Here is a 25,424-nt window from a genome sequence, read left to right as displayed (position 1 = left end):
TTGATCACCCGTCCGCCCCCAGGGTGAAGACGCCGCCAATCGCCGCCTGGCCGGTCGAACCATCGCCGAAATCGGGGACAGCATATTCAGCGATAAGCCTTAGAGCCGCGAGCGGCAGCGACCGTCTACGTGGATCCCCTATGAGGACCTCGATGCCTGCTTTGCGACAGGCAGTAAGGAACGGCAAAACTCTCGCTGCAAGCGGTGCACTATAGAAGACGTCCCCCGCAAGAATGACATCCACGTCGGGTGGAGCGCGGGAGAGAACATCGGTGCTTGTTACTTCGACTGTCACACCGTTCGCTTCCGCGTTGAGACCGATTGCCGAGGTAGCGTTCCTGTCGATCTCCGCTGCGATCACCCGGGATGCTCCGCATTTTCGAGCCACGATCCCGACGACGCCGGAACCTGCGCCGAGACCAACGACGCGGAGGATCCACCGCCGTACTGGGCCTATGGCTGGGCCGGCGGAACCCTGATTGCCAGACACATTATCGAGGACGCGGCGATCGAGAACGATATCTGGATGCTCCAGAATGAAGACCGCGCGCCGCAGCTTGAACGCTTCGTTGCAAAGAGTGCTGAAAACGGGAACCGTCAATACGACCGTATCTGCCATTGTCCTCTCCGCGATCTCTGCCGGCGATACAAAAGCTGTAGCACCGGCGAGATGTCATCCCTTCTTCTTCGAGAACTTGGGCTTCGGGTCACCGCTGCCCTTGCCCTCGAACTTCGGCTTTCCGGGCTTCTTGCCCCAGGGTGTTGCATCGCGCCGCTCGTCCCGTTCGCCCTCGCTGCGGGCTTCCTTACGGAACTTATCCTTCTGGCGATCGTCGCTGAATTCACGGCGCTCGCCAAAGGCTTTCTTGCCGGCATAGGGCTTCGAGGCGGCGGGCTTGTTGAAATCTGGCGTGCCGTTCAAAGCGGTGACGCGGATGCCGCGCTCCATCGTCTTGTTCTGACCGATCGCGTGCAGGAAGGTGTCGGCGCTCTCCGCGGAAATCTCGACGTAGGTTTCGTCGGTCTGCATCTTGATTGCGCCGATCTCCCGCTTCGTCAGATTGCCGTTTCGGCAAAGCATCGGGATCAACCACCGTGGCTCTGCGTTCTGTTTCCGGCCGACGGAAATCGAAAACCAGACGCTAGGCCCGAAATCATCGCGCGGCCCTTTCTGATACGGTTCGCGTGGCCCGTCGGCGTGTTCGCGGCGCTTGCCGCCGCGGCTGTCCTGGACGGAGACCTCGATTAGATCCTCCGGTGCAGATTGGTTGGAACGGTAAAGGTTGACGAAGGCGGCGGCGAGCTTTTCCGCCCCGTGTGCATCGAGAAGCCGCTTGACCAGGTCCTGAGCTTCCTCGCTCGGTGCTTCCTCGAAGATGGGGTCTGCAAGCAGACGCGCTTCGTCGCGTGCTGTGACCTCTTCCGCCGACGGCGGACGTGCCCAGGCGGCGGAGATGCCGGCATTGTCCAGAAGGCGTTCGGCCTTGCGGCGAACGTTCACTGGTACGATCAGTGCGCTGACACCCTTGCGGCCGGCCCGGCCCGTTCGGCCGCTGCGATGAAGCAGGGTCTCCGGATTGGTCGGCAGGTCGGCGTGGATGACGAGGTCGAGGCCCGGCAGGTCGATCCCGCGGGCTGCAACGTCCGTGGCGATGCAAACGCGGGCGCGTCCATCACGCATCGCCTGCAGCGCATGGCTGCGTTCGTTCTGCGTTAGCTCGCCAGACAGCGCGACGACGTTGAAGTTGCGGTTGTGAAAGCGAGCAGTCAGATGATTAACCGCGGCGCGCGTTGAACAGAACACGATGGCGTTGGTCGCTTCATAGTAGCGCAGGACATTGATGATCGCGTTTTCGCGATCGCTTGGTGACACGACAAGAGCCCGATACTCGATGTCCCCGTGCTGCTTTTCTTCGGCTGCCGTCGCAATTCGGACCGCGTTCTTCTGATAGCTCTTCGCAAGTTTCGCGATCGCCGCCGGAACCGTCGCTGAGAACATCAGCGTCCGACGACCATCGGGCGAGGAATCCAAAATGAACTCGAGATCTTCGCGGAATCCGAGATCGAGCATTTCATCGGCTTCATCAAGCACGACAGCCTTAAGCGCCGAAATATCGAGCGCGCGGCGGCGGATATGGTCACAGAGGCGACCCGGTGTGCCGACAACGATATGGGAGCCACGCTCCAGCGCACGGCGCTCGCTGCGGATGTCCATGCCGCCGACGCAACTGACAATCAGCGCGCCTGTTGCTTCGTAAAGCCATTCAAGTTCGCGCTTGACCTGAAGTGCGAGCTCTCGCGTCGGCGCGATCACGAGGGCGAGCGGTTCGGCTGCAGGCCCAAAACGGTCCTCGTTTTCAAGCAACGTGGGCGCCAGCGCGAGACCGAAGGCGACGGTCTTGCCGGAGCCCGTCTGGGCCGAAACGAGGGCGTCCGACGCGGCAAGCGCCGGGTCGAGCATGGCCTTTTGGACTGGCGTCAGCTCGGTATAGCCGCGCTTCACCAACGCCTTGGCGATCGCCGGAACGACGCCGTTAAAATTTGTCATGTTGTCTATCTTTCGGAAGTCTCACGCGCATGTTGCGCTCTGGCCGGCAGTTGCCAGCAGAGAAGTTGGGCCGTTCCTACTTCGTCAGACGGCAAATGTCAAAGCAGATGTCCTTGCCAGAGCCATACATCGATGCCTTCACTTCGGCCTCGAATGCGCGCTTGTGCGGGGCCTTCGAGCCGGCCAGAGCGAAGCGGCACGCTATCCGCCCCAGCCGCTTTGATCAATGCCGCGCTCAAGGCCAGTTCAACGCCCCGTGCTGCTGCCACCTCCATCAGGCGGCTCGCGACGTTCACGGTGTCACCGGTCGCGGTAATTTGCTGGCGATTGCCGCTCCCGAGCCGCGAGGCGACGACCGGACCGCAATGAGCCCCGACCTTGAAACCGGTCTTTCGGCCGCGAAGGGCCGGATTGGCGACGAGCCAGGGCCGCATCCGCTCACACAGGCTGACTGCGCAGGCGGCGGCCCGCGTAGCGTCGTCGTCGGCCGGTTGCGGCAAACCGAAGAGAATCATCGCGCCATCGCCCATGAAGCTGGTGACCGCCCCGCCATGCGAGCGCGCCTCCTCGTCGACCAGCTCGAAGAAATCGCTGAGAACTTCGCGGACATTCGTCGCGCCGATTGCCTCGCTCAAGCCCGTGAAGCCGGAGAGGTCGATGAAGATGACCGCAGCGTCCTGTCGGATCGGTTTTGCGAGAAAGTTCGGATCGCGCGCGAGCCACTCGCCCAGGCCCGGTGCCTCGATGCGCTGCAGGAGATGGCTTTGCGCCGCGAAGTGTGCAGCCTGACGACGATCCATCCAGATCTCCGCGGCGCCGAAGAGCAGCACCGGCGGCAGAGCTGCTGCGATGGGCAGTGCTGCGCTAAACCAGTAGCCATGCGCGAAGGCGGCAATGTTCAAGGCGGCCCATGCGACCGCCGCGGAGGCAATGATGGCATAGCCAATGGCACTGCGCCGCCACGCAAGCAGGCTGATCAGAAGCAGTGGCAGAACCACGGCTATGAGCGAATCGAGCAAACGCACATTGCGGTCTCTGATGATGCTGTCGCCGGCAATCAGATGTGTCGCTGCAGTCGCCATCACTTCTACGCCCGGCAATACCGGATCGAATGGCGTCGGGAAGACGTCGCCGCCGGCGGTCACCGTGGAGCCGATCACGACGATCCTGTCCTCAATCGCTTTGGCGGGAAGCCTGCCGGCCAGTGCATCCACAGCGCTGAAGGTCGGAATGGTGCCGCGCGGGCCGTAGAAGGTAATGGGCAGTCTCTGCCCGTTATCGGTCGGCAAATGCCGATCACCGAGTGCAAGCCCGCCCGGCGAGAACGCAGGATTGATACCGAGTGCCAGCGACGCGACCCGCAGCGGAAACGACGCATCGACACGCTCGATCCAGCGAGAGATCAGCGGAATGAAGCGCGGCGTGCCGGACTCATCGGTGGCGACGTTGACGACGCCAACGGCCGCAATGTCGGAAAAACGGCTAAGTGGCAACAGCATCTGGCTGGCCGTCGGTATCGCCGCCAGCGGATCGTTGGCGTCGTGACCGACCACTTGTACGTCTTTTGGGAAAACGCCGGCGGCGGCGATGACACTGGGCGTCTGCTGCAGGGCCAAAGCCAGCGCAGCATCGCCCTCGTCCGATCCGGGATCAACCAGCAAGAGATCGAGTGCTATGACTTTCGGCTTCAAGGCGCTGACGGCGGCCACTACGCGGGCGAGCGTCGCCCGATTGAGCGGATAGCCGTTGTCGGCGGCGGTCTGATCGTCGATTGCGACGATGCTGGTGACTGGCGGAGGCACTCGCGCGCCGATCACAGTGCTTCGCAGATCGGTGAGCGAAGCCTCGAGGCGGTCGAGGAAACTCATACTGCCCGAAAGATGCATATAGCCGAGAAGCCCGCCCCAGAGTGCGGAGAGCAGCAGCGCGATCGTGATCAGGAGCCGTCTGCCCTGCATCGGCGCTATTGGCCAAGGCGGGCAAGCAGGGCCGCGGCGCGGGCCGCTGGCCAGCGGCGCACGGTCAGCGGGCCGCTGCCTCGCGTGACGTCAACACCCTCGCCTACATTCAACGTGACCCGCCGTCCCGCCGAGGGACGACCGACCGCGACGCGGCCGCGTACGACAAAGACGGACGTCGTGCCGCTCTTGACATCGACAGCCCAGCGCGTGCCGCGCACGGCCGCGATCGCCTGTGGCGTGACCACTTCGAACCCGTCTGGTCGCTGGGCGCGGTCGACATCCACGAGCACGGCCTTGTTGCGCAATGACACCGCGTCCAGTCGCCCGTCGCGGTTACGGTCGATGACATTGAAGCGGGCCCCACCCTCGGCAATGATCGTCACACCCTCCGCGCATCGCATGACTTGCCGCGAGGTCCCCGCCACGCGCTCCATGGTGCATCCGCTGGCTTGTGCAAACGCTGCATCCGAGGCGAACAGACAGGCAGCGCCAACAGACACGAACAGCGCCAAAAGCATTCTGGAGTTTACAAACATATCCGTCCCCTCTGACGATCGGACGACCCCGGTGTGCGGCGGCCATCATACGCTGATTGCTGCAGCACGCATGCCGAAACGTCAACGGCTATCCGACGTAGTCTAGTTTCCGTCCATAAACGGCTGGTTTTCTTGTGCTTGCAGCGCGTTTGGGTTCCGCTTGGTGGCCGCTTTGAAGCCATGCGGTGTGGCTCATGGGTGCTAATTGCGGCGGCCAGGATTTCTGGTGGAAATGCGCGCATTGGGAACTGCCGGCGTTCCGCCGGTCCGGTTTTGGCTGGCGACATGGGATGTCAGTTCGATCTGAGGCGGGCGAAGAGGGCGAGATTGTAAGCGACCACCGAGGACCAGACATAAGTCTTGAAGTGGTCGAGCCCACGCCAGGTGCAGCGCCCCAAGCCGTAGGCGCGTTTGAGGCAGGAGATGCCGGCCTCGATGCCGGCGCGGAAGTTGCGTAGCTTGCGATAGACCCAACGGCTTTTGACCATGTCTTCGATCTTGAGGCCGCACTTCTTGTGGAAGGCCATGTCTCGCACGCCCCAGGCCTTGGCTCCGCTCAGATTTTCGCGGCTGGCATAGCCGCCGTCGGCGGCGGCCTGCCGTGGCGGCTCGCCCCAGATGCCAATGTGACGCTCCAGCATCGGCAGCAAGCGCTCGCTGTCGGCCGGGTTGCCGGCTTCGACGACGAGGTCGAGGATCAGCCCGCTTGTGCCGGTGGTCAAATTGATCTTATGGCCATACTCGACGTCGCGGCTGCCTTTGACGATAATGTCGGCATGCGGCTCGAACAAACTGACCAGCTTGTCGCCAGCCGGCACCGCCTCGCCGGCCAGGACCCGCCGCTCGGTCTGGGCGATGATCCGTTCGATCAGCGGCTTATAGTGGCGGACTTGGGCCTGCCAGCGTTCGACCGCCGGGCCCGCCGCCAAGGGCAGCTGCGCCGCCGCCTGTTCGAGATAGCTCAAGGTGGTGCGCGTGATCCTGAGCAGCGCGCGATAGTGCTGAACTCGTTTCGGACGACCGCGGGTAAATTGGATCGCCCGGGATCGCTTCTTCGCCGCGCGGCAGTGATCGTGCCATAAGATGGCGCTGCCCAAGGAAGCCGCCTGCTGCAACAGCCGCACCATCACCCGCACGCAGTCCCACAAAAGACTGCTGTCGCTCGGTTCGTGCATCAGCGCCGAAGTGACGGTGCTGTCGATGCGCACGACCTTGCCGCGTTCCACCTTGTCCTGCCGGGCGCTTGTCAACAGCACGCGATTGATCGCTTCAAAGGTCCCGGCCCGGATCGCGCTGATCGTCTTGTGCAAGACCGACTTCTTCGGGCTGCACCCCCATGGCAGCCGGGCAAAAGCCCGGAACGAGGCGGAATCTTCCAGATGAAAGGCCAGCTCCTCATAACTCAACTGACGGTGTTGTTTGAGCAGGGCGCAACGCAGCACGGCCTCCGCCGGCAGGCCCTCGCGGCCGGTCTCCTTGACGCCGTGGCGGCGCAGGTCCTGCGCTACCAGCCCGAGCAGATCACGATGCTCATCCAGCCATTGCGACATGGCTTTCAGCTCGCGGCCGATCTCGTGTTCGGCGAAAAGATCGAATATATTGGATTGGACGGTGCGTTCTTGGCGCATTGTCGGCTCCGGCGGTTGCGGGTTTGTCTTTAGAATCAATGGCTTGATCTAAAGTGTACCTGAAACCGCCGGGCTTTGCCCGCGGCAATATCGCGATTCCTCCAATAATTTCAGCGGTTTACCGTTTGTGGACGGACACTAGTCTATGCTTTGAGCGGTGTTTCGATTGCTGGACCAGTATAGCGCGCTCTTGGACGAATGAGATGGCCGCTCTCGACCTGCTCCATGGCATGAGCGAGCCACCCGACGGTTCGAGCGAGCGCGAAGATCACAAGTGGGGCATTGTCAGGAAGATTAAAAACAGCAGTCATCGCCGTTAGAGCGAAATCGATGTTGACGCTTTCTCCGATGATTTCCTGCCCCACCGCCGCCAGTTTGGCATAGCTCGGCGGTAAGGCGAACTGCGACATCAGCGCTTTTGCTCTGATGTCTCCGTCAGGATAGAGGGGGTGGCCGAACGCGGGGAGCGACCTTCCCTGCGTCAGCGCCTGTCGTATGGTCGCGCCGGCCCCGAGGGCGTCGACGTCTTCGATCAATGAGGCGACGCCCTGCCACGCGCCGCCGTGGAGTGGTCCGGTCAAGGTCGAGAGACCCGACAGTACTGCGGCCGACAGCGTTGCGCCTGACGAGGCTGCCACCCGTGTGGCGAAGGTCGATGCGTTGAGCTCGTGATCTGCGAGGAGCACAAGCGCGCGTCTGATGCAGTTGGCAGCTTCAGGCCTGCACCAACTCATGGCGAGGCGCAGATGCAATGGCGAAGCGGTGGTATCTGGTGCTAAGGCAGCAGCCACGGTCGACAGGATACTTTGCGCTTCGGCCTTCAGCACCTTCGGCGACCGTCCGAGGGTCGGCAGGTCGTGGGTAACGCGCTGCGCTAGCAGGACAAATGCCCGCTCCAGCGAGGGTGCTGCTTCCAGAGCCTCACCCGGTGCCGCCGCAATCTGGCCGGAGTTCCACAGAAGCGCTGCGGTCTCCTCCAGCGTCGCATGTTCAGCCCAGGTGGCAGCATCCTGGTCACGATAGTAGAGCCGACCATCCAAAATGGCGGAAATGGCAGACGGCAGTACCGGATCGCCCCATTGCATGGTGTCGGCCGCAACCGTCTCAGTCTTTCGGCGGCCCGCGTGTCGCTCGGCCAACCGCATCACGTCTGCTGCGCTGTAAAGACGTCGCCGCGGGTCGGTGGCATCGGGTTTTGCCCGGATGCGGCCGCGGCTCACATTGGCGTAAAGCGTTTGCGGCTTCGTACCGAGTTTCTCAAGCGCCTGCTCGGCGGACAGCCAGGGCATCCTGTCCTCTTACATTGATCAATTACGTCAAGATTGACGTCAATCAACCTAGGCTCGATCCTGCTCTGCGTAAAGGAGAAACACCATGAAGAACGGTTTGGAAGATGTCATCGCAGCTGAGACGCAGCTCTCCGATGTGGACGGCGAAGCGGGTCGCCTGATCATCCGCGGCGTGTCGCTCGATCATCTCGTTTCGACGGCAACCTATGAAAGTGTTGCCGCTCTGTTGCTCGACGGATTGACGGAGCGGCAGTTTGCTCCCGCAGAACTCCGCCCGTGGTTGGGCGAAATGCGGGAACGTCTGTTCGCTCACGTGACGGCACTCGATTCGCAGCTGCTAGCATTGCCGCCTGTCGATGTCATGCGGGCTCTCATTGCTCGCTTGCCGGATGGCGAGGATTTCGAGGCCGCCCTTCGATTGCTGGCCGCGCCTGCCGTCTTCCTGCCGGCGATTCTCCGTCTGCAGGCTGGGAACGACCCCGTAGCGCCGGACGGCTCCCTTTCTCAGGCGACCGACATCCTGCACATGCTGACCGGCGAGTTGCCGAGTGCGGAGCAGACAGCTGCACTTGACGCCTATCTTGTCACCATCTGCGACCACGGACTGAACGCCTCGACCTTCGCATCGCGCGTCATCGCCTCGACGCAAGCCGGGCTCACCTCATCGGTGCTCGCGGCGATAAGCGCGCTCAAGGGACCGCTGCATGGCGGTGCCCCCGGCCCTGTGCTCGATATGTTCGACGCGATCGGAACCGAAGGGAATGCACGCGGCTGGCTCGGCCAGGCGCTGGACCGCGGCGAACGCCTGATGGGCTTCGGCCATCGCATCTACCGGGTGCGTGATCCGCGCGCCGACGCCCTCAAGCAAGCCCTGCGACCGCTGGTTTCAGCCGGTCAGGTCGATCGCCAGCGGATCGAACTTGCAGAGGCAGTCGAGCGTGCGGCGCTCGCCATCCTCAAGGAGCGCAAGCCGGACCGTCCACTCGATGTCAACGTCGAGTTCTACACCGCCTTGCTGCTCGATGCGCTGGGCTTTCCGCGCGGTTCCTTCACCGGTGTGTTCGCCATCGGCCGGACCGTGGGCTGGATTGCACATGCCCGCGAGCAGGCGCTGGAGGGCCGGCTAATCCGGCCACGCTCGGTCTATGTCGGGCCGTTGCCAAAAGCGGCGTGACAATCGGCAGATAGCCCGGCGGCGAGGGCCGCCGGGCTATCTTTTCAATCCCCGGCCTCGACACCGAGAAAGCCGCCGGATTGGCGAGCCCACAGCCGCGCATAGATGCCGTCCTCCCGTAGGAGGTCGTCATGGCGCCCCTCCTGCGCAATCCGGCCCTTGTCGAGCACGACGACCCGATCCATCCGTGCGATGGTTGAAAGGCGGTGGGCGATGGCGATGACGGTCTTGCCATCCATGAAGTCGTAGAGCGTGTCTTGGATGGCAGCTTCGACCTCGGAATCGAGGGCGGACGTCGCCTCGTCCAGGATCAGGATCGGTGCGTCTTTCAGGATGGCGCGGGCAAGCGCGATGCGCTGGCGCTGGCCGCCCGAAAGCTTCACGCCGCGTTCGCCCACATGTGCCTCATAGCCGCTCCGCCCCTGCTGGTCGCGCAGGCCTGGAATGAAGCCGTCCGCGTGGGCCTTGGCGGCGGCGGCCTCGATCATCGACTGCGGCAGGTCAACTCGGCCATAGGCGATGTTGTCTCGCACCGAGCGATGCAGCAGGGCGGCATTCTGCGCAACCATGCTGAAGCGGCCGCGAAGGCTTTCCTGTGTCACCGAGCGGAGGTCCTGACCGTCTACCAGGATCTGCCCTCCTTCGGCTTCGAAGAAGCGCAGGGCGAGATTGACGAGAGTCGATTTTCCCGCGCCCGAACGACCGACCACTCCCACCTTCTCACCGGCTTCAACGCGCAAGCTGACGCCATCAAGCCCACCGCTGCCCTTGCCGTAGTGGTGACAGACTTTCTCGAATGACAGCGCGCCGCCATTGAGTTTCAGTTCGGTGGCATCGCGACGGTCCGGAATATCGACCGGCTGGGCGATAGTGCTGAGCTGGTCACGTGCCGCCCCGACATAGTTGAACAGCGCGGCGACCGCGTCGAGCAGCCATTCGGCCATCGCAGTGATGCGGAAGCCAAGCGCAAGGGCGGCAGCGACCATTCCGAGCGGTGCTGCTCCCGATTGCCACAGGATGATCGAGTAGCCGATGAGGCTGACCATCAGAAGGCTGCTGAGGAAAACCATACTGCTGTTGACCGTGACTTCGAGTTTTTGCACCGAGATAAACGCCCGCCGAGCGGTGTCGAGATGGTCGCGGCTGTCCCGGTCCTCGTCCCGCTGGCGGGAAAAGAGCTTGATCGTGTCCATATTCGAGAAGGTGTCGACCAGCATTCCGGAGAGCGCCGAGTCGGCCTCCTGAACTCGCTGCGAGGCGTTCCTCACGCGCGGAATCACGAAGCCCATCAACACGAAATACAACCCGACCCAAATGGCCATCGGAATAACCAGGCGCAGGTCTGCCGAGGCCATGAGCCAGATGGACCCGGATTGCCACGTAGGAGATGGTGTGAATGACCGAGTACGCAGCTCCCGTCGCGGTGTTGCCGAGTTCCTGCACGCGGTAGGCGATACGTCCGGAAAAGTCGTTCTGAAACCAGCCGACCGACTGGCGCTGTACATGGCGCAGTGCGCGCCAGCGGATCATCGCGACTGCATTCGGCCGAAAGGCGATGTCATCGAGCGACTCGCGCGCCGCGGAAACCAATGGCCGGACGACCAATAGAAGGAGCGCGGCAACAAGAAGCTCGGCGCCATGGCCCGCCCAAAGCTCGCCCGGGCGAGTGGCCGCAAGCGTATCGACGAGCCGACCTGAGTAGCCGATCAGCCAGACTTCGAGGATCGCGCCGACGGCGGTCAGCAAGAGACTCGCCGTAACGACCCAACGCAGCGGCGTCAGCGCATTAAAGATAAATGGCCAGACCTCAACGGGCGGCGTGTTGCAGGTGTAGGATTGGAATGGATCGATCAGCTTTTCAAAGCGACGAAACATGGAGGCCCCCCATGGGGCAGGATAATGTCATTTGATGATGGACCGGCCAGGCAGCCCCTAACGGCACTGCTGTTCAGCGGTGGTTTCCGGTGCCGTTGGTTCTCATCAAACGCTCTCCCCATGGGTCGCTTTGCGCCGGCTCAATCCGGCGAATGGCCGATTTAGTACCATTTTGGGCTGCGTGTGTGAACCCCTCGACTCCTAGGGGCGAGTTTTGCATCTACGCGACCACGTATGCAGCGAGTTGCTCAAGCGTCTGTCGGCAACCCATTTCGTTGTCTTCCAGGCGTATCCCGGCAGGAATATGCTTGGTAACCATGGCAACCTCTGTGCCGTCCGGGGTCGGCCGCAAATGTGTGAGGATCGTCATTTCGCTGGCAAAACCGGGATCGGCGGAACCGAATACCGTCTTCCAGACCACGAGGGGGTTCGGGATGAGCTGTGCAATTTTCCCGAGGAACCGGTCGGTCTTCTCCGAGGTCTTGCCCACCATGTTGGTCTCTCTGTCAGGATAGACGAGCGACATGCTGAAGGCACCCTGCCCTCGAACTCATGCACGATGCCGCGCATGTCGCCTGGCGGCAGCCATGTGGCAACCGGCGTCTGCATTGAGGAACGCGGCATAGACCGCGCTTGGCGGTGCGTGAATGACGTGGGAGACAGTCGTGCTGCGGTTTTGGCTCGTCCGACGAAAGACAGCGGCCGCGTACCGATTGAAAAGACCGCCGCGCCGATATGGCGAGGCGGCCTATTGTTGATCAGACTAGGCGGCTCTGCTCGGTCGCCGCTTCGATGAAGCTTGCGAACAGCGGATGTGGGTCGAGGGGGCGGCTCTTAAGTTCCGGATGGTACTGGACGCCGATGAACCACGGATGATCCGGATATTCGATCGTCTCCGGCAATACACCATCCGGCGACATTCCCGAGAAGACGAGACCGCAGTTTTCCAAACGATCCTTGTAATCGACGTTGACTTCGTAACGGTGGCGATGGCGCTCGGAAATATCGGTCGAGCCGTAGATCTCGGAGATCTTGGTGTCCTTCTTCAGCGCAGCCTTGTAGGCGCCAAGGCGCATCGTGCCGCCGAGATCGCCCGATGCCGTGCGCTTCTGCAGCTCGTTGCCTTTCACCCACTCCGTCATCAGGCCGACGACCGGATTCTTCGTCGGGCCGAACTCGGTCGACGAGGCGCTTTCCACGCCGGCAAGATTACGGGCTGCCTCGATGACGGCCATCTGCATGCCGAAGCAGATGCCGAAATACGGCACCTTGCGCTCGCGAGCGAAACGAGCCGCGTGGATCTTGCCTTCTGAGCCGCGCTCGCCGAAGCCCCCGGGAACGAGGATACCGTGGACCTTCTCAAGGTACGGCGCCGGATCCTCCTTTTCGAAGACCTCGGATTCGATCCATTCGAGCTTGACCTTGACGCGATTGGCAATGCCGCCGTGATGCAGCGCTTCGATCAGCGACTTATACGCATCCTTGAGGCCGGTGTACTTGCCAACGATCGCGATCGTGACTTCGCCTTCCGGCGTGCGGATACGATTGCAGACCTCTTCCCAGGGATCGAGGCGCGGCTTCGGCGCCGGCTCGATCCCGAATGCTGCCAGCACTTCGTTGTCGAGGCCTTCCTTGTGGTAGGCGATCGGCACGTCGTAGATGTTGGCGACGTCGAGCGCCTGGATGACAGCGGACGGACGGACGTTGCAGAAGAGCGAGAGCTTGCGGCGTTCGGCCTCCGGGATTTCGCGGTCGGCGCGAACAAGCAGGATGTCGGGATGAATGCCGAGCGCCTGCAGTTCCTTGACGGAGTGTTGCGTCGGCTTGGTCTTCAACTCGCCGGCTGCCGGAATATAGGGCATTAGCGTCAGGTGGACGTAGATCGCAGTGCCGCGCGGCAGGTCGTTGCCGAGCTGGCGGATCGCCTCCATGAAGGGCATCGCCTCGATATCGCCGACCGTCCCGCCGATCTCGCAGATGACGAAGTCGTAGTCGTCATTGCCCTCCGTCACGAAATCCTTGATCTCGTTGGTGACGTGCGGGATGACCTGTACTGTCGCGCCGAGAAAGTCGCCACGGCGTTCCTTATCGATGATGTTCTTGTAGATGCGGCCAGTGGTGATGTTGTCGGTCTTGGTCGCCGAACGCCCGGTAAAGCGCTCGTAGTGGCCAAGATCGAGGTCGGTTTCGGCACCGTCGTCGGTGACGAAGACTTCGCCATGCTGGGTCGGGCTCATGGTGCCCGGGTCCACGTTGAGATAGGGGTCGAGTTTGCGAAGCCGCACCCGATAACCACGGGCCTGCAGCAACGCTCCGAGAGCGGCGGCCGCAATTCCTTTACCGAGAGAGGAAACCACGCCGCCAGTGATGAATACGTATCGCGCCATGGGAGTCACCGGATACCTTTTCAAAAACGATTCCACCAGCCCCAAAATTCATTTCCTGAACTTTTGGTGCCAGCGCGAAATCTGAACAAAAGAAAACCGGCAGACCCGAGGGCCTGCCGGCAGTTTATGCAGTGTGCCGCTTACTGTCCGCTTGGGACGGTTGCTGGCGCCGGAGCCTGTGGTGCTGCCGGAGCAGTTTGAGTAGACGCTGGTGCCGATGCAGCCGGGGCCGCGGGTGCCGTTGCCGCCGGAGCGGTAGCGGCGGGCGCCGTTGCTGCTGGAGCGGACTCGCCGCCGGTCGGAACGCCGTTATTGCTCTGCGGGGCCGGTGCAGCCGGAGCGGAGTTACCATTCTGGCCGCCGAGCGAATCAAGAATACCGTTGCCCTGTCCGCTCGTCGCCGGAATACGGTTCAGAATATCCGTCGGACGGCTCTCATAGCGGTTGAGGATACCGAGACCGAGCGAGGTAATGAAGAACAGCGTCGCCAGGATCGCGGTCGTGCGCGTCAGCGCGTTGGCCGTGCCGCGGGCGGACATGAAGCCCGAACCGCCGCCGATGCCGAGGCCGCCGCCTTCCGAGCGCTGGATGAGGACAACGCCGACAAGCGCCAGCACGATCATGAGATGGATGACAATCAAAACGGTCTGCATGGGTCCAGTCCTGCCCACACGCACGGCGGGCATAAAGTAAAATTCTGGCGCTCTTTACATGAGGTGATCCGCTATTCCAAGCCCTTCGGCTCGGAATATACACGGCTCTAGGAAAGCAACGCGTCGTATGCGCCGTAGATGGCGAGGAAATCGGTTGCTTTCAAGCTTGCGCCGCCGATCAGTGCGCCATCGACATTCGCGACGCCCATCAGTTCCTTCGCATTGCTTGGCTTGACCGAGCCTCCATAGAGGATGCGGATCTTCTTGCCGGCATCGCCAAAGCGCGCAACGAGCTCGGAACGCATGAAGGCGTGCGCCTTCTCGACGTCTTCTACGGTCGGCGTGACACCGGTACCGATCGCCCAGACGGGCTCGTAGGCTATGACCGCGTTCTCGGGTGTCGCGCTGTCCGGCACCGAGGCGGAAAGCTGACGCTTGATGATGTCGAGGGCCTGGCCAGCCTTGCGCTCGTCAGCCGTTTCACCGATGCAGACGATCGCGGTCAGTTCCGCTGCGAAGGCAGCTTCTGCCTTGGCGCGCACAAGATGGTCGGTCTCGGCATGGTCGGTGCGACGTTCCGAATGGCCGACGATGACGTAAGTGCCGAAGCAATCGGCAATCATCTCGGCCGAGAGATCGCCGGTGTGGGCGCCCGATGGATTCTGGTGGCAATCCTGCGCGCCGATCGCAAGCGGGCTATCCGTGCAGAGCGCTGTAGCCACATAAAGTAGCGTCGCCGGAGGGCAGATCAGCGCCTCCACCTTGACGGAAAGTGGCGTCTGAACACCTTCTGCGATCGCCTTGATCTGGTCGAGGGAGGCACGCGTGCCGTTCATTTTCCAGTTTCCCGCCACGAGCGGGCGCACGTCAGGTGTCATGCCAACCTTCCAATCTTCCATGTATCGAGCGGCCTTAGCAAAAGCAGGGATCAATGAAAAGGTTTCGTCCCCTTGCGTAAGGGAAATAACGGCTTTTTGTCGCGCAAATGCTTAGAATTTTGGGCCGATGTTGCTGAAAATCATAGACCGGAGCGCCATGCACGCCATCTGGCCTTCTGTCCTCCTAGCGATCGTCAGGAGCCCAATAGCCAGTTCAGCGTACGGCGCCAATCGATCATCCGGATTGGCGTTCCGTGGTTGCCGGTCTGGTAGAGCGTGAAATGCGTAGGGTAGCCCGTCTTCAGCAGCTTTTCGAACAGCGTCTGCTGGTCGGTCGCCGCATAGATCGGATCGCGGCTGCCATGGGCGAACCAAAGCGGCAGCTTGGCCTTGAAGAAGGAGCTCTTGGCAAAATCCGGATCGGCAACGCCGCTCAGGATCACCATCCCCTTGAGGCGCTTCACGCTGTCCGGATCGCGGCTCACGCCCCAGCAGAGCTGGCTGCCCATCGACGCACAGGTCAGGATGATCGGCTTGCCGGGCGATTGTTTGGAAACGTAACGGATCAGACCCTCAATCGCAGCCACTCCATCGCTGTCGAAGCCTTTGACCGACGGCGAGTAGTAGACGCCGCCGTTGCCGGCCACCAGGTTCTTAAGGCGATTGAAGTTTCCGCCGAAGCTATAGTCGTTGGCGCCGAGACGCCGGTCGCCGTTGCGTCCGTGAATGAAGATGACCGCAAATGCGGCTCCCGAGCTTTGTCCCACCCGGGTGACATCGAGCCTTTGGGCACCAAGCTGCAACGTCTCGTCCGACTGCTGCTTTCTGATGCCGAGAGACACATATTTTTGTTGCGCGCGTTTCTGCGGTATCTGATCGCGGCCGTTGATGTCGCGCATCTCGTCGTATTCGATGACGTCCAGCGCGCCTTTATCGCTTGTCTGCAGCACATTTTGTGTGGAAAAGAGATCGTCTTTGTAGGGCGGCAGCCGCTCAGCGGCCTGGCCGCTTGCTGACGCCGCTAGGAAAAAGGCCGCAATTGCGGCGATAATGGTGCAATGACTTGTGGACATTCGCATGCGCATGGTTCCCTGAGCCTTGTGACCGCTTGCCATTCCACGCCCGTCAACGCAAACCATTTCCTGAGAAAGTCCGCCAGATCGGGCGGCGTCGCGTAACAAGGCGCTTTCTGGCAGAATCTGCCTGATTCGCAAACGTGACATCAAATGCGGTGATTTTGGGTCAGGCTTGGCATAGGCCGCCTGCCCCCGACAGGATGAAGATCTGAACGGCCCCATGGACGATAGCAACGACCTCTTTTCCGGACTGCCCCTGACACCGAAGCAGGAGGAGGCTCCAAAGCCTGCCGAGCCGCCAAAGGCTGCGCCCGCCGAGGCCGCTGCTCCGGCCTCGCGTCCGGCGCCCGTGAGCTCGACATCGGACGACTACGGCGCGTCCTCGATCCGCGTGCTCGAGGGACTCGAGCCCGTTCGCATGCGTCCGGGCATGTATATCGGCGGCACCGACGAAAAGGCGCTGCACCATCTGTTCGCCGAGGTCATCGACAACTCGATGGACGAAGCGGTCGCCGGCCACGCCAACTTCATCGAGGTCTATCTCGACCGCGAAGGCTATCTGACGGTCAGCGACAACGGACGCGGGATACCCGTCGAAAACCATCCGCAGGTTCCAGGCAAGTCGACGCTCGAAGTCATCATGACCAAGCTGCACGCCGGCGGCAAGTTCGACGGCAAGGCATACGAGACATCCGGCGGCCTACACGGCGTTGGCGTTTCTGTCGTCAACGCGCTTTCCGACGTGCTGGAAGTCGAGGTTGCGCGTAATCGGAAGCTGTATCGCCAGCGTTTCTCCCGAGGTTTGCCACAGGGCGAACTGGAGGAACTCGGCGACGTCCATAATCGTCGTGGCACGCGTGTCCGCTTTCACCCCGATCCGCAGATTTTTGGCGAGCACGCAAAGTTCGATGCGGGGCGCGTGTTCCGCATGGCTCGCTCCAAGGCTTACCTCTTTGGCGGCGTGGAAATCCGCTGGAGCTGCGAGGAAGGTGTGCTGCCGCAAGGCTCCGAGATACCTGACAAGGCGGTCTTCCACTTCCCCGGCGGTCTGAAGGATTACCTGCAGGCGACGATGGGCAAGGAATTCACCGTCACCCGCGAGATCTTCGCAGGCAAGACGGAGAAGACCAGCGGTCACGGCTCGCTAGAGTGGGCAATCACCTGGTACGGCGGCGATCCTCAGGTCCATTCCTACTGCAATACCATCCCGACGACCGAAGGCGGTACACACGAGGCAGGCCTGCGCATCGCGCTGACCAAGGGCCTGAAGAACTACGCTGATCTGACGCAGAACAAGCGCGCCGCCCAGATCACCACCGATGACGTGATGATCTCCGCAGTCGGCATGCTGTCGGTCTTCATTCGCGAGCCTGAATTCGTCGGCCAGACGAAGGACAAGCTTGCGACCGTCGAAGCCCAGCGCATCGTTGAAAACGCACTTCGCGACCCGTTCGACCACTATCTTGCCGACAATCCGAACGAAGCAGCCAAGCTGCTCGACTGGGTTATAGAGCGCGCGGAAGAGCGCCTGCGCCGTCGCAAGGAAAAGGAAGTCAACCGCAAGACGGCCGTGCGCAAGCTGCGTCTACCCGGCAAGCTTGCCGATTGCGCACAGAACACCGCCCAGGGTGCCGAACTCTTCATCGTCGAAGGTGACTCGGCAGGCGGCTCCGCCAAGCAGGCGCGTAACCGCGCCAACCAGGCCATCCTCCCACTGCGCGGCAAGATCCTCAACGTCGCAAGCGCCGGTCGCGAGAAGCTTGGCGCCAACCAGCAGCTCGCTGATCTCGTCCAGGCGCTTGGCTGCGGCACACGCTCGAAGTATCGCGAGGAAGACCTTCGCTACGAACGCATCATCGTGATGACCGACGCCGACGTCGACGGCGCTCACATTGCGTCGTTGCTGATCACGTTCTTCTATCAGGAGATGCCCGAGTTGGTCCGTGGCGGTCACCTCTTCCTTGCCGTGCCGCCGCTTTACAAGATCACCCAGGGCGCGAAGTCTGCCTACGCCCGCGATGACGCGCACCGGACCGAGTTGATGGAGACCGAGTTCAAGGGCAAGGCAAAAGTCGAAATCAGCCGATTCAAAGGTCTCGGCGAGATGCTGCCGGCGCAGCTCAAGGAAACCACAATGGACCCAAGCAAGCGCACGCTGTTGCGCGTGGTCATTGACGAGGTGGATTTCGAGGGTACGCGCACGGCGGTCGACGACCTGATGGGAACGAAGCCGGAAGCTCGCTTCCGGTTCATTCAGGATCGGGCTGCCTTTGCGGAAAACCTTGATATCTGAAACGGTTAGTCGAGATGCACTGTAATTTCCGTCTTCACGGAGTTGGCGAGGAAGCACAGTTCATGCGCCTCGTGATGTAGTCTCTGTTCGATCTCGCGGTTCGGCCTGTCGCCGGCATAGATGACCCGCGGACGAAGCTCTACGCGGCTAACCATTGTCTTGCCATCCACGGTTTCCATCAGGCCGGTCGCTGCATCGACATAGCTGTCGATCATGATGCGTTTCCTTGAAGCTAGCCAGAGGTAGAACAGCATGTGGCAGCTGGACAACGCCGCAACGTACGCCTCTTCCGGATCCACATTTTCAGTAAGCGCATAGGGCAACGGCACATTATGCGGCGAAGCGGAGGCAGCAACGGAAGCACCGCCATCGAAGTTCCATATATGTCCGCGGCTGTAGCGTCCGTCGATAAAGCTTGCCGCGCCCCGCTCCCACGCGACCTCTGCGGAAAACGTCGTCATCCTGTCATTCTCCTTCGCGCGTCAGGCGCGCTGTTGTCATCTGCAAATGGGCTGACAACGCCTGCAGCGCCGCGGCTTCGTCGCGACGTGCACAAGCTTCGATGATGGCGCAATGCTCGGCGTGGAGGTTGACGCGCTCATCGGAGCCCTTCGGCTGTCTCAGATAGGCGCGGCGCGATTCACGTCGCAGTTCATCGATCATGAAAAGAAGGCGGGCATTGCCGCATCGCCCATAGAGCGTTCGATGAAAAGCGACATCCAGCTCTTCCAGGGTAGCAGGGTTTTCCTCTTCAACCAGATCTTCGTTGAGACGGTGCGCCTTACGCAGGTCGCTATCGCCGAGGATCGGCAGCGATCCTCGCAGCGCCATGTTCTCCAACGCCGCGCGGATCTCGGCGAGCTCACGTGCCTGCTCTTGCGTCAAACCGGCGACAGCAAGGCTTCGGTCTGGCCGCCGGTCGAGCAGGCCCGTGGCCAGCAGCTGATCAAGGGCTTGGCGCACCGGCTGGCGGCTCACGCCAAATCGCTCCGCCAGAAGCTCCTGCTTCAATACTGTACCCGGCAGCAGGTTGCCGCCTTCAATTTCGCGCCGAAGCGCCACCGTGATCACATTTGAATCCATGGATCCAAAGTAGCCGATCAAGCGGATTTTGACAATATTGTTGCAGGATTCTGTCATATTGATTGAGGAGAGTGGGGTTAAGGAGCGTAGTGTAATCGCTGCGGATCTCGGAAGCACCTGTTGGCAGCATTAACCGGTCATTGTGCTTGCGCCCGAGAGATACATGGCCCATATCCATAGTCAAAATAGGGGGAAAAGAGCGACGTGAGCCTTCCGAACAGCAATATCCAGCGAGAGTCGCGATGGCTCGGCCCTTCGGGTCCTGCCCGCACGCCATTAATTCCCTCGATCTCTGCGGCGCGCTGGCTGCTGGTCCTTGTTGTCGCGGCTGGCGTCTACTTCTTCTATGGCTTTGCCGTCCCGGTGCTTGCGGCGCTTGTCATCGGTTTTGCAAGCTGGCCGCTTTACCGCCGGCTGCTCGAACGTGTCGGTGGAAACACCACGATCGCTGCCACCGTCGCCATTGTGCTGATCGTCACGTTCCTGGTCTTACCGATCGTCTTCGCTGTCACCTATACGACAGGCGAGGTGCGAGAGTGGGTGGCCTGGGCGGTCCATGCAAACAGGTCGGGTGCGCCGACACCGCAGTGGATCATCGCCCTGCCCTTTGCCGGCCCCTATCTCGACGAGTTATGGACCAAATATATCGGTAGCCCCGGCTCCATGGGTGAGGTGATCCAGGCTGTCAGCGGCGCCAACATCGGCAATATCTATCGGGCGATTCTGGCAGCAGGCGGCGGCGCCTTCCACCTGCTGCTGACGCTGCTCTTCATGCTGATTGCGCTGTTCTTCGTTTACCGCGATGGTTCCGCTTTCTCGCGGCAGATCGACATGCTTGGCGAGCGTATTCTCCCGAACCGCTGGGAGCGGATTTCGCGGGTCGTACCGGCAACCATCAGCTCGACTGTCATGGGCATGACGTTGATCGCGATCGGCGAAGGCATCGTGCTTGGCGTCGCCTATTGGATCGCCGGTGTCCCCTCGCCCGTGACGCTCGGCGTTCTCACCGGCATCATGGCCTTGATACCGGGCGGCGCGCCGCTCTCCTTTACGCTGGTGTCCGTCTATTTGCTGGCTAGTGGCTCGCACATTGCCGGCGTCGGTCTTTTTGTTTGGGGAACGGTCGAGCTGTTCATTGTCGACAAGACGTTGCGGCCGAAGCTCGTCGGCGGTCCGATTAAATTGCCATTCCTGCCCACGTTCTTCGGCCTCGTGGGCGGCGTGAAGACCATGGGCTTCCTCGGCCTCTTCATCGGGCCGGTCCTGATGGCCCTCATCGTCGCGATCTGGCGCGAGTGGATGCACGAGGTTCGCGATGCGGAAGCAGGCCCACAAGTCATGATCGACGAACAAGCCCCTCCGGGATCTCGCGCGGCTGAGTGATCAGGCGAGCCGCTTTTCCATGAACAGACTGAGCGGGTCCGGCAGGTAGCCGCCGAATGGTCCTATTTCGACATAGCCGTATTTGCGGTAGAGAGCGATTGCCTCCGGCTGGTAGATGCCGGTTTCGAGCCGAACGGCCCGCAGCTTCTTTTCGGCGGCGGCCGCTTCGAGCGCGTTCATCAGCTTGCTTGCCACCTTCAAGCCGCGCGCGGCCGGGTCAACGAACATGCGTTTGATCTCCGCCGTTCCGTCGCCAACCTCGACCAGCGCGCAGCAGCCGACGATAGCGCTGTCGTTGCGGGCGACAAAGAAGTTGACAGTCGGCTTTTCCAACGTCGAGACATCGACGAGGTGGTTGCTCTCCGGCGGATAAAGCGACTGCGCGTAGATATCGGACATGTCGAGCAATCGGAGCACGCCTTCTTGGCGCGGTGGTTCAAGAGCAATCGTAATGGACACGGGATTTTCCTGTCTTGGGCGCGCTCCCCACGACGAAAAGTTAACGCTGGAGCGCCTTCATTCCGTTGGAATCACAGTCTCTAAGAGGCAGAGTTTCAATATTCACAAGGCGATATTATGCAAGCGGTATTGGTTGCAATGACCATCTTAGGGTGCAACGACTCGGTTACACAATGCAACTACATCGCCACGGTCGAAAAACAGTGGCAGACCATTGCGATGTGCGACGCCGACTCGGAAAGGCAGCTGAAGCACTTTACGAATGTAAGCTACCCGACAGCCATTGCCGTTTGCGAGCCACCGAAGCCTGCTACGCCCCCGGACGCACCAAAGGCTGTCGTAGAAAACAAGCCAAAACTGCCCGCACCAGCTGAAACGCAAGGTCGTTTGTCAGTTCTCGCTGACCGGGTGGCGGGCCAGGTACGTGCCCATTTACCATCCGGCAGCGATATGAAAACTGTGCTGGTTTCGCCCGTCCATTTCGTCTCGGGAAGCTATTCCTGGGTCGCGAAGCGGCTTCACCCCTAGGCTGCGGCGAGAGACGTTACCTGCGCGTACGCGCGCGCATGCTGCCGCTGCTCCGCAATGTGCAGCCTTTCGACCGTCTCGAGCAGTTCTTGGGCAGCATCGCGCGTTCCATGCCGACGGAACTTCTCAAGCAGCATGTCGCAGACGTCGCCGAGCATGGTGGCGGCAAGGTTTTTCGATGCCTCCCGCCACAGCAGCGTTGCTTCGACGAAGATCACGCTGATGTCGCGGGCAAGCCCGGCCGATTCGTAGAGGGCGCGCACTGCGTGCATGCGCCCGGTCGCGAGGATGGAGCGAACGCGTCGCTCGTCACAACCCGTAAGGTTGACAATTGCAGCCGCAAAGAACTCCACCTTGCCCGAGCAGAGGGCATGCATCAGGAAGGACGGCGTTAGGTGGCCGCTTACCCGCAAATGTTCGACAAGGTCTGAAATCTCGGGCGGCGTAAGGTCGCCTGCAATCGAGACGACGGCGGCTTCGTTGGCTTCCCGGCTGATCCGATGCAATCGGTTTGGATCGATCGTCGCCTGCGCCAATGGCAGATTGACGAGGGCGACCCTGACATGCTGCGTCAACAACTGGCGTGCGTGTGCCGGCAGGTCCCAACGAGCCAGCAATAGATTGCGGATTTCGCAATGGTGGCCGAGACGCTCGGCAATTCTCTTGAGCGAATAAGGTGCGATCACCGCCCCGTTGTTTTCGAGAAGGCACAGGACGGTCTCGTCTTCGCCGATTTCGGCAAGCGCGGCAGAAACCGACCGTGAGATCGTGCCACGCGCTGCAATCAGCATTCGCGTAACCTCGCTGCCGCTGGTCGCCAGATCCACAAGGTCGGCATCCGACAGCAAGGGCGAGCATGTGACGGCGTGGCACGCAATCTCCGGCTGGTCCGCTGCGAGCGAGAGAATAATGGCTCGCGGCGCGTTCGGCGACCACGAGATTGCTTCGGCAAGCGCCAGCCTCACTTTGGGGGATGGGTCGTCGAGCAGGAAAGTCAGGGCCATCTCGGCGGCTGCGCGTTCTGCTGCAGCCATCTCGGACTGCAGATAGGCTCTCCCCAGGGCATTGGCCGCGCGGGCCCTGTCTCCGGCCTTGGCGGTTTCCGCCCAACGAAGAAATGCTTCTACGATCACCCGTGTGCCCCATGCCCGAATGCGATTCTCTCGCATTCCAATCAGTGGAACTACGGTATGCGCAAAAAGTTTATGATTGGTTCACCATGTCTATTAAAGGCTTGGTCCGGGAGCCTCAAACCTACGGTCGGAACATTTCGAACACGTTGCTGTCTTCGCTGTAGTCCATGTAACCCATGCGCGCGACCGGCCTGGCGATCGTCATATCGAGGCGGCCATCGCGAATGATCGTTTCGTCGATGCGGATGCCGATGACCTGGCCGAAGACCATGACGTTCTCGGAATCCTCGCCGCTGGGTGACTTCGGCACAAGGGTCTCCGTTACCTTGCATTCGAGCACGGCAAAGGCTTCGGCGACATAGGGCGCATCTACAAGCTCGCCTTTCCTCGCAGTCAGGCCGGCAAGCGCAAACTCGTCGACACCGTAGTCGACGGCAGCCGATGAGGTATTCATCTTCTCGACCAGGTTCCGGCTCACGAAGTTGCAGGTGAACTCGCCCGTCTCGACTGCATTCCTCTGACTGTGCTTGCGGCCGGCGGAAGAAAACATCACGAGTTTCGGGCGGTCGGAAATCGCATTGAAGAAGGAGTACGGCGCGAGATTGATCGAGCCGTCCCTTCCCTTGCTGCCGATCCAGCCGATCGGGCGCGGCGCGACGATCGCCTTGAAGGGATCATGCGCCAGACCGTGCCGGTTCGCATCGGTGGTATAGAACATCAGTCCTCTCCGCCAAACCAGGTAACCGTCTCGGTCAACTCCGGACGCGGGCGCTCGACGGCAGGAAACGTCGTCGACCCCATGTGAATGAAGCCGGCGATCCTTTCGCCCGGCTTGACGCCGAGCAGCTCGTAGGCCCGCTCGTCGTAGGCGAACCATTCCGTCAGCCAGTTGGCGACCCATCCGTGGGCGTTGGCGGCAAAGATGATGTTGAGGCAGACTGCGCCGGCAGACATCAGCTGCTCCCACTCGGGAATCTTCATATGCGGGCCGGACTTGCTGACGACGGCAACGACGACGGGAGCGCGGGTAAAGCGCGTCCGCTCCACCTGTATCATTTCGTCGGAAAGGTCTGGCTTGGCCTCGAGTGCGAGCTTCAGAAGCTCCTCGCTGATCCGGGCACGCTCTTCGCCGCGATAGACGATGAAGCGCCATGGCGCGAGCTTGCCGTGATCAGGCACGCGTGAGCCCAGGCGCAAAATCTCTTCGATCTCGGCCTTATCAGGCCCCGGCTCTGACATCTGGAATGCAGGAATAGAACGGCGCACGCCAAGATAGTCGATCAGCTTGATATCGGATTTCATGCGGGAGAGACTTCCATTTTCATGACAGCATTTGGGATGGGTCTTGAATTTGCCATCGCGTTGGTCTTGAAGTGGCCTCTGTGATTTCAGATGTCAATTGGTTCGTACGACACATGGTTGGCATTTCGCCATATGCACGCATAAGCCTGGCCTTCGCTTTCACTGCCCTGCTGCCTTTGGGCAGTCAGGCGCAGGAGGCCTTCCAGACCTTCAAGCAGATGGACACGACGGCGAAGATGCCGAAGCTGAACGCCTTCATTGCGCCGGGTACGGCGCCGCAGGGCACGAAGCTGCACGAGGTCGCCCTTGAGGCAAAGCTGACGGCCAATGGCGATGCGGTCCAGGACGGCCTTTCCTGGTATGTGTTTAGCCCCATGACGGGTTCCGACGGCAAGCTCCCGCTGATTGCATCGTCGCAGGGTGGCTCTGCGGACTTCCAGCTTTCGCCCGGAGATTATTTCGTCAACGTTTCCTTCGGTCGCGCCGGTGTTACCCGCAAACTGACGGTTCCCGAAGAGGGTAAGGTTGACAAGCAGACGATGGTGCTGGAGGCCGGGGGATTGCTGTTGAACGCCGTATCGGGCTCGGACGTCCGCATCCGGCCGGATCAGCTTAGCTTCTCGATCTACTCCGCCGAGGTGCGCGAAGACGGGGAGCGCGGTCTTGTCATGGCTGATGTGCCCCCCAACACCGTGGTTCGTCTGAATGCGGGGACGTACCACATCGTCTCCGAATACGGCGACACCAACGCTTCGATCCGCGCCGACATCCAAGTGGAAGCGGGCAAGCTCACAGAAGCAACGATCCAGCACAAAGCCGCGCAGATCACCTTCAAACTCGTGTCCGACGCTGGTGGAGAAGCGATTGCCGATACCGCCTGGTCGATCCTGACGGCTGCTGGCGACAGTGTCGGCGAGAGCGTCAGCGCCTTCCCGACCATGGTGCTTGCCGAAGGCGAATATTCAGCGGTTGCCCGAAACAAGGACAAGATCTACCAGCGCGATTTCAAGGTGGAGGCCGGCAAGAACACCGATGTCGAGGTCCTGATGAAGGACGTACAGCCCGAAGAGCCGACTGAGGCGGCAAAAACGGTGCAGGTTCAGCCGGATCAACAACCGCCGGCGGGTGACGCATCGTCCCGGACGCAGGCGCCATTGCCCTCTTATGATCAACTGCAGAGCGGCACCGGCGACGACGCGGACTAATCTGCTTCAACGTGTTGCGAACAAAGAAAACCG

Annotated in this window: 22 protein-coding genes and 1 pseudogene; 5 read left to right on the top strand and 18 right to left on the bottom strand. The window is 61.4% G+C overall.

The annotated features are described in order from the left end of the window. Nucleotides 1-4 precede the first annotated feature (4 nt). From LPU83_RS50300 to LPU83_RS50275, 6 genes are all read right to left on the bottom strand, one after another. A complete protein-coding gene (locus LPU83_RS50300; RefSeq protein WP_024314828.1) occupies nucleotides 5-619 on the bottom strand; it encodes a class I SAM-dependent methyltransferase in 615 nt (204 codons plus the stop codon). 54 nt (nucleotides 620-673) lie between these two features. Continuing rightward, entirely contained in the window at nucleotides 674-2,548 is a 1,875-nt protein-coding gene (locus tag LPU83_RS50295; RefSeq protein ID WP_024314827.1) for a DEAD/DEAH box helicase, read from the bottom strand. A gap of 98 nt (nucleotides 2,549-2,646) precedes the next feature. Next, nucleotides 2,647-4,506: a CHASE2 domain-containing protein gene (locus LPU83_RS50290; RefSeq protein WP_024314826.1), complete on the bottom strand. Its 1,860-nt coding sequence runs from the start codon at nucleotides 4,504-4,506 to the stop codon at nucleotides 2,647-2,649. A gap of 5 nt (nucleotides 4,507-4,511) precedes the next feature. Further along, nucleotides 4,512-5,045, bottom strand: coding sequence for a FecR domain-containing protein (locus LPU83_RS50285; protein WP_024314825.1), 534 nt, complete (start codon nucleotides 5,043-5,045; stop codon nucleotides 4,512-4,514). A gap of 293 nt (nucleotides 5,046-5,338) precedes the next feature. Further along, nucleotides 5,339-6,673 (bottom strand): ISNCY family transposase, encoded by a 1,335-nt coding sequence (locus tag LPU83_RS50280; protein WP_037069090.1) that lies wholly within the window; start codon nucleotides 6,671-6,673, stop codon nucleotides 5,339-5,341. A gap of 143 nt (nucleotides 6,674-6,816) precedes the next feature. Next, the gene (locus tag LPU83_RS50275; protein ID WP_024314824.1) at nucleotides 6,817-7,962 is read right to left on the bottom strand and encodes a citrate synthase family protein; all 1,146 of its coding nucleotides are present in this window, start codon (nucleotides 7,960-7,962) and stop codon (nucleotides 6,817-6,819) included. 85 nt (nucleotides 7,963-8,047) lie between these two features. Here LPU83_RS50275 and LPU83_RS50270 point away from each other — a divergent pair, with 85 nt between their 5' ends. Further along, the gene (locus LPU83_RS50270) at nucleotides 8,048-9,136 is read left to right on the top strand and encodes a citrate synthase/methylcitrate synthase (RefSeq protein WP_024314823.1); all 1,089 of its coding nucleotides are present in this window, start codon (nucleotides 8,048-8,050) and stop codon (nucleotides 9,134-9,136) included. Nucleotides 9,137-9,180: 44 nt separating this feature from the next. On the opposite strand, the gene LPU83_RS50265 is transcribed toward LPU83_RS50270, so the two are convergent. From LPU83_RS50265 to LPU83_RS50240, 6 genes and pseudogenes are all read right to left on the bottom strand, one after another. Beyond that, nucleotides 9,181-10,458 (bottom strand): ABC transporter ATP-binding protein, encoded by a 1,278-nt coding sequence (locus LPU83_RS50265; RefSeq protein ID WP_231052289.1) that lies wholly within the window; start codon nucleotides 10,456-10,458, stop codon nucleotides 9,181-9,183. A 773-nt stretch (nucleotides 10,459-11,231) separates the two neighbouring features. Then, nucleotides 11,232-11,660 (bottom strand): annotated as a pseudogene (locus LPU83_RS50260) (SRPBCC domain-containing protein). Nucleotides 11,661-11,769: 109 nt separating this feature from the next. Further along, nucleotides 11,770-13,398, bottom strand: a complete 1,629-nt coding sequence (locus LPU83_RS50255; protein ID WP_024314822.1) for a CTP synthase — start codon at nucleotides 13,396-13,398, stop codon at nucleotides 11,770-11,772. Between the two features lie 140 nt (nucleotides 13,399-13,538). Beyond that, on the bottom strand, nucleotides 13,539-14,051 hold the full coding sequence (gene secG / locus LPU83_RS50250) for a preprotein translocase subunit SecG (protein WP_024314821.1): 513 nt from the start codon (nucleotides 14,049-14,051) through the stop codon (nucleotides 13,539-13,541). Between the two features lie 107 nt (nucleotides 14,052-14,158). Further along, nucleotides 14,159-14,929, bottom strand: coding sequence for a triose-phosphate isomerase (gene tpiA / locus LPU83_RS50245; RefSeq protein WP_024314820.1), 771 nt, complete (start codon nucleotides 14,927-14,929; stop codon nucleotides 14,159-14,161). A gap of 194 nt (nucleotides 14,930-15,123) precedes the next feature. Next, nucleotides 15,124-16,008 carry a dienelactone hydrolase family protein gene (locus LPU83_RS50240; RefSeq protein ID WP_024314819.1) on the bottom strand — a complete coding sequence of 295 codons (885 nt, stop codon included), beginning with the start codon at nucleotides 16,006-16,008 and terminating at the stop codon, nucleotides 15,124-15,126. 217 nt (nucleotides 16,009-16,225) lie between these two features. Between LPU83_RS50240 and parE the strand changes: the two genes are divergently transcribed. Continuing rightward, nucleotides 16,226-18,298: a DNA topoisomerase IV subunit B gene (gene parE / locus LPU83_RS50235; protein ID WP_024314818.1), complete on the top strand. Its 2,073-nt coding sequence runs from the start codon at nucleotides 16,226-16,228 to the stop codon at nucleotides 18,296-18,298. A 5-nt stretch (nucleotides 18,299-18,303) separates the two neighbouring features. On the opposite strand, the gene LPU83_RS50230 is transcribed toward parE, so the two are convergent. Together LPU83_RS50230 and LPU83_RS50225 are read right to left on the bottom strand one after the other, a co-directional pair. Then, nucleotides 18,304-18,759, bottom strand: coding sequence for an OsmC family protein (locus LPU83_RS50230; RefSeq protein ID WP_024314817.1), 456 nt, complete (start codon nucleotides 18,757-18,759; stop codon nucleotides 18,304-18,306). A gap of 4 nt (nucleotides 18,760-18,763) precedes the next feature. After that, the gene (locus tag LPU83_RS50225) at nucleotides 18,764-19,381 is read right to left on the bottom strand and encodes a GntR family transcriptional regulator (RefSeq protein ID WP_024314816.1); all 618 of its coding nucleotides are present in this window, start codon (nucleotides 19,379-19,381) and stop codon (nucleotides 18,764-18,766) included. A 204-nt stretch (nucleotides 19,382-19,585) separates the two neighbouring features. Between LPU83_RS50225 and LPU83_RS50220 the strand changes: the two genes are divergently transcribed. Continuing rightward, a complete protein-coding gene (locus LPU83_RS50220) occupies nucleotides 19,586-20,764 on the top strand; it encodes an AI-2E family transporter (protein WP_024314815.1) in 1,179 nt (392 codons plus the stop codon). Here the strand turns inward: LPU83_RS50220 and LPU83_RS50215 are convergent, their stop codons facing one another. After that, a complete protein-coding gene (locus LPU83_RS50215; protein ID WP_024314814.1) occupies nucleotides 20,765-21,223 on the bottom strand; it encodes a GNAT family N-acetyltransferase in 459 nt (152 codons plus the stop codon). 117 nt (nucleotides 21,224-21,340) lie between these two features. Here LPU83_RS50215 and LPU83_RS50210 point away from each other — a divergent pair, with 117 nt between their 5' ends. Beyond that, nucleotides 21,341-21,751 carry a hypothetical protein gene (locus tag LPU83_RS50210; protein ID WP_024314813.1) on the top strand — a complete coding sequence of 137 codons (411 nt, stop codon included), beginning with the start codon at nucleotides 21,341-21,343 and terminating at the stop codon, nucleotides 21,749-21,751. Here LPU83_RS50210 and LPU83_RS50205 read toward each other — a convergent pair. The 3 genes from LPU83_RS50205 to LPU83_RS50195 form a co-directional block, all read right to left on the bottom strand. Next, nucleotides 21,748-22,920 (bottom strand): DUF2336 domain-containing protein, encoded by a 1,173-nt coding sequence (locus LPU83_RS50205; RefSeq protein WP_029710008.1) that lies wholly within the window; start codon nucleotides 22,918-22,920, stop codon nucleotides 21,748-21,750. The genes LPU83_RS50210 and LPU83_RS50205 overlap by 4 nt on opposite strands. A gap of 85 nt (nucleotides 22,921-23,005) precedes the next feature. Continuing rightward, a complete protein-coding gene (locus LPU83_RS50200; RefSeq protein WP_037069789.1) occupies nucleotides 23,006-23,602 on the bottom strand; it encodes a flavin reductase family protein in 597 nt (198 codons plus the stop codon). Then, nucleotides 23,602-24,186: a nitroreductase family protein gene (locus tag LPU83_RS50195; protein ID WP_024314811.1), complete on the bottom strand. Its 585-nt coding sequence runs from the start codon at nucleotides 24,184-24,186 to the stop codon at nucleotides 23,602-23,604. The genes LPU83_RS50200 and LPU83_RS50195 overlap by 1 nt, the downstream gene beginning before the upstream one ends. Nucleotides 24,187-24,299: 113 nt before the next feature. Between LPU83_RS50195 and LPU83_RS50190 the strand changes: the two genes are divergently transcribed. After that, the gene (locus tag LPU83_RS50190; protein ID WP_024314810.1) at nucleotides 24,300-25,391 is read left to right on the top strand and encodes a hypothetical protein; all 1,092 of its coding nucleotides are present in this window, start codon (nucleotides 24,300-24,302) and stop codon (nucleotides 25,389-25,391) included. Nucleotides 25,392-25,424 lie beyond the last annotated feature (33 nt).

This window comes from Rhizobium favelukesii (assembly GCF_000577275.2).
GTDB classification, from domain to species: Bacteria; Pseudomonadota; Alphaproteobacteria; order Rhizobiales; family Rhizobiaceae; genus Rhizobium; species Rhizobium favelukesii.
This window is presented reverse-complemented; position numbering and strand designations above follow the sequence as displayed.

Bases quoted from the DNA above. Each gene is read 5' to 3' on its own strand.
- LPU83_RS50300 (WP_024314828.1), bottom strand. From the start codon at position 619: ATGGCAGATACGGTCGTATTGACGGTTCCCGTTTTCAGCACTCTTTGC.
- LPU83_RS50295 (WP_024314827.1), bottom strand. From the start codon at position 2,548: ATGACAAATTTTAACGGCGTCGTTCCGGCGATCGCCAAGGCGTTGGTG.
- LPU83_RS50290 (WP_024314826.1), bottom strand. From the start codon at position 4,506: ATGCAGGGCAGACGGCTCCTGATCACGATCGCGCTGCTGCTCTCCGCA.
- LPU83_RS50285 (WP_024314825.1), bottom strand. From the start codon at position 5,045: ATGTTTGTAAACTCCAGAATGCTTTTGGCGCTGTTCGTGTCTGTTGGC.
- LPU83_RS50280 (WP_037069090.1), bottom strand. From the start codon at position 6,673: ATGCGCCAAGAACGCACCGTCCAATCCAATATATTCGATCTTTTCGCC.
- LPU83_RS50275 (WP_024314824.1), bottom strand. From the start codon at position 7,962: ATGCCCTGGCTGTCCGCCGAGCAGGCGCTTGAGAAACTCGGTACGAAG.
- LPU83_RS50270 (WP_024314823.1), top strand. From the start codon at position 8,048: ATGAAGAACGGTTTGGAAGATGTCATCGCAGCTGAGACGCAGCTCTCC.
- LPU83_RS50265 (WP_231052289.1), bottom strand. From the start codon at position 10,458: ATGGCCATTTGGGTCGGGTTGTATTTCGTGTTGATGGGCTTCGTGATT.
- LPU83_RS50255 (WP_024314822.1), bottom strand. From the start codon at position 13,398: ATGGCGCGATACGTATTCATCACTGGCGGCGTGGTTTCCTCTCTCGGT.
- secG (WP_024314821.1), bottom strand. From the start codon at position 14,051: ATGCAGACCGTTTTGATTGTCATCCATCTCATGATCGTGCTGGCGCTT.
- tpiA (WP_024314820.1), bottom strand. From the start codon at position 14,929: ATGACACCTGACGTGCGCCCGCTCGTGGCGGGAAACTGGAAAATGAAC.
- LPU83_RS50240 (WP_024314819.1), bottom strand. From the start codon at position 16,008: ATGCGAATGTCCACAAGTCATTGCACCATTATCGCCGCAATTGCGGCC.
- parE (WP_024314818.1), top strand. From the start codon at position 16,226: ATGGACGATAGCAACGACCTCTTTTCCGGACTGCCCCTGACACCGAAG.
- LPU83_RS50230 (WP_024314817.1), bottom strand. From the start codon at position 18,759: ATGACGACGTTTTCCGCAGAGGTCGCGTGGGAGCGGGGCGCGGCAAGC.
- LPU83_RS50225 (WP_024314816.1), bottom strand. From the start codon at position 19,381: ATGGATTCAAATGTGATCACGGTGGCGCTTCGGCGCGAAATTGAAGGC.
- LPU83_RS50210 (WP_024314813.1), top strand. From the start codon at position 21,341: ATGCAAGCGGTATTGGTTGCAATGACCATCTTAGGGTGCAACGACTCG.
- LPU83_RS50205 (WP_029710008.1), bottom strand. From the start codon at position 22,920: ATGCGAGAGAATCGCATTCGGGCATGGGGCACACGGGTGATCGTAGAA.
- LPU83_RS50200 (WP_037069789.1), bottom strand. From the start codon at position 23,602: ATGTTCTATACCACCGATGCGAACCGGCACGGTCTGGCGCATGATCCC.
- LPU83_RS50195 (WP_024314811.1), bottom strand. From the start codon at position 24,186: ATGAAATCCGATATCAAGCTGATCGACTATCTTGGCGTGCGCCGTTCT.
- LPU83_RS50190 (WP_024314810.1), top strand. From the start codon at position 24,300: ATGGTTGGCATTTCGCCATATGCACGCATAAGCCTGGCCTTCGCTTTC.